The sequence below is a fragment of the uncultured Kiloniella sp. genome (assembly GCF_937128705.1).
Taxonomy (GTDB): domain Bacteria; phylum Pseudomonadota; class Alphaproteobacteria; order Kiloniellales; family Kiloniellaceae; genus Kiloniella.
Window position 1 is genome coordinate 1 of record NZ_CAKZMP010000157.1, and the last position, 5,392, is coordinate 5,392.

The 5,392-nt window shown below is 46.9% G+C and carries 7 protein-coding genes and 1 tRNA gene; 3 read left to right on the forward strand and 5 right to left on the reverse strand.

Annotation, left to right across the window (positions count from 1 at the left end; genetic code table 11):
* On the forward strand, positions 1 to 863 hold an 863-nt coding region (locus Q0241_RS09045), incomplete at its 5' end, for a cupin domain-containing protein (RefSeq protein ID WP_299376321.1).
* A gap of 27 nt (positions 864 to 890) precedes the next feature.
* On the opposite strand, the gene Q0241_RS09050 is transcribed toward Q0241_RS09045, so the two are convergent.
* The 4 genes from Q0241_RS09050 to Q0241_RS09065 form a co-directional block, all read right to left on the reverse strand.
* Entirely contained in the window at positions 891 to 1,580 is a 690-nt protein-coding gene (locus Q0241_RS09050; RefSeq protein ID WP_299376325.1) for an adenylate/guanylate cyclase domain-containing protein, read from the reverse strand.
* A gap of 180 nt (positions 1,581 to 1,760) precedes the next feature.
* Positions 1,761 to 2,060 (reverse strand): isocitrate lyase/phosphoenolpyruvate mutase family protein, encoded by a 300-nt coding sequence (locus Q0241_RS09055; RefSeq protein WP_299376338.1) that lies wholly within the window; start codon positions 2,058 to 2,060, stop codon positions 1,761 to 1,763.
* A 30-nt stretch (positions 2,061 to 2,090) separates the two neighbouring features.
* Positions 2,091 to 2,309, reverse strand: coding sequence for a hypothetical protein (locus Q0241_RS09060; RefSeq protein ID WP_299376328.1), 219 nt, complete (start codon positions 2,307 to 2,309; stop codon positions 2,091 to 2,093).
* A 168-nt stretch (positions 2,310 to 2,477) separates the two neighbouring features.
* Complete coding sequence (locus Q0241_RS09065; RefSeq protein ID WP_299376330.1) at positions 2,478 to 2,879, reverse strand: helix-turn-helix domain-containing protein; 402 nt, start codon at positions 2,877 to 2,879, stop codon at positions 2,478 to 2,480.
* Positions 2,880 to 2,995: 116 nt separating this feature from the next.
* Here Q0241_RS09065 and Q0241_RS09070 point away from each other — a divergent pair, with 116 nt between their 5' ends.
* Positions 2,996 to 4,258 carry an MFS transporter gene (locus Q0241_RS09070; RefSeq protein WP_299376333.1) on the forward strand — a complete coding sequence of 421 codons (1,263 nt, stop codon included), beginning with the start codon at positions 2,996 to 2,998 and terminating at the stop codon, positions 4,256 to 4,258.
* A gap of 116 nt (positions 4,259 to 4,374) precedes the next feature.
* Positions 4,375 to 5,295, forward strand: coding sequence for an HNH endonuclease (locus Q0241_RS09075; RefSeq protein ID WP_299376335.1), 921 nt, complete (start codon positions 4,375 to 4,377; stop codon positions 5,293 to 5,295).
* A 20-nt stretch (positions 5,296 to 5,315) separates the two neighbouring features.
* On the opposite strand, the gene Q0241_RS09080 is transcribed toward Q0241_RS09075, so the two are convergent.
* Positions 5,316 to 5,392 (reverse strand) — tRNA-Arg (locus tag Q0241_RS09080).

Here is a 5,392-nt window from a genome sequence, read left to right on the forward strand (position 1 = left end):
TCCTTTCTTGCTTTGATTTTGCACCCCGTTGGCTGATGGACGATGTCATGGTCAGCTTCTCTGCTGTAGGTGGATCTGTTGGCCCCCATATCGATAGCTACCATGTATTCCTAGTTCAAGGTGATGGCAAAAGGCGGTGGAAAATAGGGCGAGAAGCCATTGATGATGAGATCTATATCGAGGGTATTGATCTCAAGGTTCTGGCTGGTGGTTTTGAAGGCGACGAGGTTGAAGTGACAAGTGGTGATGTCCTTTATGTTCCTCCTCGTTTTGGGCATGAAGGCACGACGCTTGAAGCTGCCCTTACCTATTCTGTCGGCTTTCTCGGTCCTAAGATATCCGAACTTTTTAGTGGGTATGCGCAATATATTTCCGAATTTGACGATCTTGACCAACGTTATGTCGGTCAAGATCTCTCGGAAATATCGTCCGGTTTTACCCTAAGCGAAAAGGCCGTTGCAGATATCAAGGCTTGTTTTGAAAGGCAGATAACATCAGCGAACTTTACTCAGTGGCTTGTTGAATTCTTCACTGAATCATCGCATGAAGATTTTGGCGTCTATAATGAGCGCGAAGAAATGCTGTACGATGATGAATTTAAAAATGAATTAGAAGAAGGCGCCAGCCTGATTAAACCGGAATATGTAAAGTTTGCAATTACAGCTTCACCAACTGGCGGTTTCTGTCTTGGTTTTGATAGCCAGAGCTTCACGTTGGATGAACGTATGTTCCCGCTTGTACAGCTCTTTATGAAAGAAGAAGTCGTAAATTCAAAGAGCTATCCGGATCTCTTTGCTGAACCAGCATATCTGGAGTTCCTTTTGGAGTTATATAACCATCAGGCGCTGGAGTTCCTTGATTAAGAACATATCTGGTTGAAGAGTTGTTGTTCAGATGTTGGTGTCGTCTTCTGTATTCTCTTTCGGTGCCCATTTAAATGCCTGAACGCGGCCAACGTTTTTAAGCTTCAGGCCTCTTTGCCCATCCTCATCTGACAGGCTGGTGCAGTCTTTTTGTAAGGCAAAGGGAAGCAGGTTTTCAAAGCGGTTTGTCATGAAAACGGTGCCGGGATCGGCACGGGCTTCGAGCCGGGCAGCCAAATTGACGATTTCGCTTAACAGGCTGAACCCGGGATAAGCCGAGGGAAGTGAGAGAAGGGTAACGGGGCCATAAGACAGGCCAATGCGCGCACCCTGGGTTTCGATCACGCGATCAATAGAATCTTGCCAGATTTTGGCAGTTTCTTTGGCGAGTTTGTGTATTTTAGCAGCAACGCTAAGAACATTGGCGGCATCTACTTCTTCGTGTACACCCCATACTGCAAGCAAGCCGTCACCCTGTACGCGATCAACCAGTGCACCGCTTTCGATCAGGATGTCCCGGGCGCCATCGCAAAAGGCACTCAGCATTCTGTGGGCGAGGGAAATGTTGCTGGTTTCGCGAACAAAGGCACTGTAGGAACAGAAATCCATCGCCATCACACAGCAATTTTCAATAGGTTGATCCAGCTTCTCATCAAAGTTTTCCCAACCCTTGAGTGAGCCAAAATGGAACTCGTACAGTTCCTTATCAACGGCCATTCTTTTCCCCTAATTGACGTAAGCTGTAATCGCGTTCTTTGCACGATACTTTTGCGCGCCATAATAGAGAGAAAGAGTTCCCAAGAAACAAGGGAAAAACGTGTGGTCACAAAATTCTGATAAGAAAAGAAAGGGCAGAATTTTGCATCCTACCCTTTACCAGAAAAAAGTGCTTCAGACTTAGCCGCCATAAAGTGCTGTGCAATTTTTTTTGATTAACTCCATTGCCGCACGAAACGGGCCGGGGCCGTGACTGATACGGGCGACGCCGAGGTTCGCCAGTTCACGGATAGAGGGACAGCCAGACATCATCATGATGTTGATGGGTAAGGGGCATGTGTCGCAGAGTTCCCGAATTAAGCTGGCATCTGTCAAGGCGGGGACAAAGAAGCCGTCTGCGCCGGCATCGGCATAGGCTTGTCCCCGGGTGATCACTTCTTTCAGAAGTTCCTTCTGAGAATATGATTTGGTTTTACGGATGTGTTTTCAAATAACTCTGATTTGTACGCGTTATTTTTCTTTTGCTTCTTTTTCAGCAGCCAATCTCAATGCTCTTAGTCGGTCGGTTTTGTCTTGAATTTTCTTTTCTCTGGCTTCTTTTTCTTTGATGAGTTTGGTGTCGATATTCTTACCTGGGCTACGATCTCTAAACTCACTGTTATCGCCGCGTCCAATTGCTGCGATCATTTTGTCATCGGCATTGTTTGGTCGTGTTGATCCTGATCCCATTGCACTATCTTTCTGCTAAATGTTTTGTATCAAATCAAGAGCACTTTCTGGCTTATTTGTAAACCAAACTTTAGGTGACGGAATTGAGCCAGATAGCTTAAGCGCAGACATGCACGTTACAAATATTGCCCAAGTTATTGCTCTGAGATGATTTTGTTCTTTGAAGGACTAACGTTTCTTCGGGCGCTTGGCCACACGTAGCAGCTTTTGAAACTTGGGGCATTCAATGTGGGATGGTGCGGAACAGTTGGCGACATGGCGCAGGGCTTTGCTGAGAACCGTGAGGTCATGGATTTGTTTATCCAAATCATCCGCACGTGTCCGTAAGTCTTCTCTGGATAGGTCAGGTTGTCCATCCTCGCCAAACATCCCAGCGATTTCATCCAACGAGAAACCAGCGGATTTCCCCAGAGTGATTAAAGACAATTGCATCAATGTCTGGGGGGCGAATTGTCGCCGTAAACCCTGTCTACCAATGGATTTAATTAGACCAATTTCTTCATAATACCTCAGGGTCGAAGGGCGTAACCCCGTCTGTTCGACCACTTCGGAAATATCTAAAGCACGCATATTTTTCTCTGTTATTGGATCGGAAGATTCAATGTTGGACTTTATCACTTGACCTCAAGTTAACTTGAATTTGTATGGTGCGCTCAACAGACGATTTGTACAAGAGGAAAGAGCCGATGACACAGTCTCATACAGTAAAAGGAAGCCCGGTTTGGCAAGATGGTAGAGCAATTGCTTTGATGATGGCTGCCACCCTTATGGTTATGGCAAACGCGACCATCAGCCCTGCCTTGGCTGGATTGGAACGTGCATTTATGGGGCAACCCAACGCAGACCTTTTGATTAGGTTGTTGGTCCCGGCACCGTCGCTGACGGTTGTTATCTTTGCACCGCTTGCCGGGTACTTTGTGGACCGTTATGGCAGGCGCGTGATGCTGTTATCCGGTGTTGTGTTGTTTGTCATTACGGGCAGCGCAGGTTTTTATCTGCCTGACCTTGAAATGATTTTTGCCAGCCGATTAGCCCTCGGCATTGCTGTGGCCATGATTATGACGTCGCAGACTGCTTTGATCGGGGATTATTTCACAGGCGAGAAACGCAGTGCGCTGACGGGGTTACAGATTTCTGCCCGAAATTTTGGTGGCTTTGTCTTTTTGACACTCGCAGGTTGGTTTGCCGTTAGTTCGCCGCGCTTGCCCTTTGTTATCTATGGTCTGGCCGTTCTTTACCTGCCCTTTATGTGGTTGGTTATCAAAGAAACATCGCTTCGCTCTGCAAAAAAAACGACCGAAAACCTCTCAACAAATAGAGCACCCGGAACAACTGCAAAAATAGAGACCAGTGAAACTGATGGCCATAAATCGTGGAAAGGATTGATCGCGGCCTTAGCAGTACTACAACTAATGACAAACATGATCTTTTTCCTGATGCCAACACAGCTCCCCTTCTTCCTTGATAGTTTGGGCTATGACAGTGCCGTTATGACGGGGGCAGGTCTTGGCGCTTTGTCATTGGCCGGGGGATGCGCAGCGTTGTTCTATGGGCGGATCAAGCGTGTCATGGGATACGCGGGTGCCTATGCGCTGGGTTATGGTTTTATGGCCCTTGGGTTTGCCATTCTGCCCTTTGGCGCAAATGTTATTGCGATCATTGCGGGATCGGTCGCCGTGGGCATAGGCTTTGCGCTTGCCGTTCCGAATTTTGTCGGTATCGCTCTTCAGATCGCCCCCTCAAGCCGCCGTGGCATGGCTGGCGGTGTTCTAACAACGTCTGTTTTCCTTGGACAGTTTTGTTCTCCATTCCTGAGCATCCCGTCGATTACTTCCTTTGGTTATAATGCAACCTATCAAGGGACAGCTCTGTTGCTAGGAACAGTCGCGCTTATGGCCGCGGTGAAACGAGGAATGGAGGCTTTGAATTTGCGTGCGAAACAAGTTTGATTGTTAAGCGTTTTAGGGGGGGAATTGAATGAATGCTTAACTAAAATCTAATTGCAGGGAGAGGTATATCAACTTAGGGTGATGTTCGTAATTTATTCAATTAATAAGTGTTGGTCATGGCAAAGGGCGTTTTTGTCCATCGGGCAGATTCAAAATACGACGACTTTCCGGAAGAACAATACCAGTTTCCCAAGCGCTATTTGAAACGTGCAAAGCGCTTTGAAAATGATTGGGTTCTTTATTACGAACCTCGCGGTGGCGGCGGAAGGCTTGGGTATAGTGCGATAGCCAAGGTTCAGGCGATTGAGCCTGATATCTTGAACGAAGGTATGTATATTGCCCGTATTGCGCCAGGAACTTTTCTGTCTTTCGAGGAGTTCGTGTCATTTCGAAAAGACAATGGCTTTATGGAATCAGATCTTAGAAAAGAAGATGGTTCTTTAAATGGTGGTCTGATTCAGTGGGCCATACGCCCTATCTCTGATGTTGATTTTAATCAGATTGTTTTACAAGGCTTTCCCGAAGAAATAGACCTGTTGCCACGGGCTGATGAAGTGGTTCCTAAAAAGGATTTACCTGCATGGGGTGGTTTGTCAGAAGATTCTCCTGTGCCTATTTACGAAAGCGAACGTCTTCGAGTTGAACAAACCATCTCACGTATCCCACGGGATCGTGTCTTTCGAAAGCACGTTCTCGAAGCTTATGACAGACGCTGTGCCATTACGGGATTACAGCTTATCAATGGTGGTGGTAGGGCTGAAGTAGAAGCCGCTCACATTAAGCCCGTAGCCAAACACGGCCCTGATACCGTCAGAAATGGTATAGCATTGTCTGGGACTGTACATTGGATGTTTGATCGTGGACTGATTTCATTAAGCGATGATTTAGATATTTTGATCTCACGACAAGTAAATGACCCAACCCAAATTGAACGATTGGTGAATTCTAGCGGGAGAGCATTTGCACCTGAAAGCCCCTCATTACGCCCGCATCCAAAGTTCTTGGGATGGCATAGGGATAATTGCTTTAAAGCTTAAGAGAAAGTTATCCTGAAAATTGGCGCACCCGACAGGATTCGAACCTGTGACCTTCGCCTTCGGAGGGCGACACTCTATCCAGCTGAGCTACGGGTGC

What these genes read in the sequence shown, in the direction of transcription:
- Q0241_RS09050 (WP_299376325.1), bottom strand. Translation starts at nt 1,580, where the DNA reads ATGGCCGTTGATAAGGAACTGTACGAGTTCCATTTTGGCTCACTCAAG.
- Q0241_RS09060 (WP_299376328.1), bottom strand. Translation starts at nt 2,309, where the DNA reads ATGGGATCAGGATCAACACGACCAAACAATGCCGATGACAAAATGATC.
- Q0241_RS09065 (WP_299376330.1), bottom strand. Translation starts at nt 2,879, where the DNA reads ATGCGTGCTTTAGATATTTCCGAAGTGGTCGAACAGACGGGGTTACGC.
- Q0241_RS09070 (WP_299376333.1), top strand. Translation starts at nt 2,996, where the DNA reads ATGACACAGTCTCATACAGTAAAAGGAAGCCCGGTTTGGCAAGATGGT.
- Q0241_RS09075 (WP_299376335.1), top strand. Translation starts at nt 4,375, where the DNA reads ATGGCAAAGGGCGTTTTTGTCCATCGGGCAGATTCAAAATACGACGAC.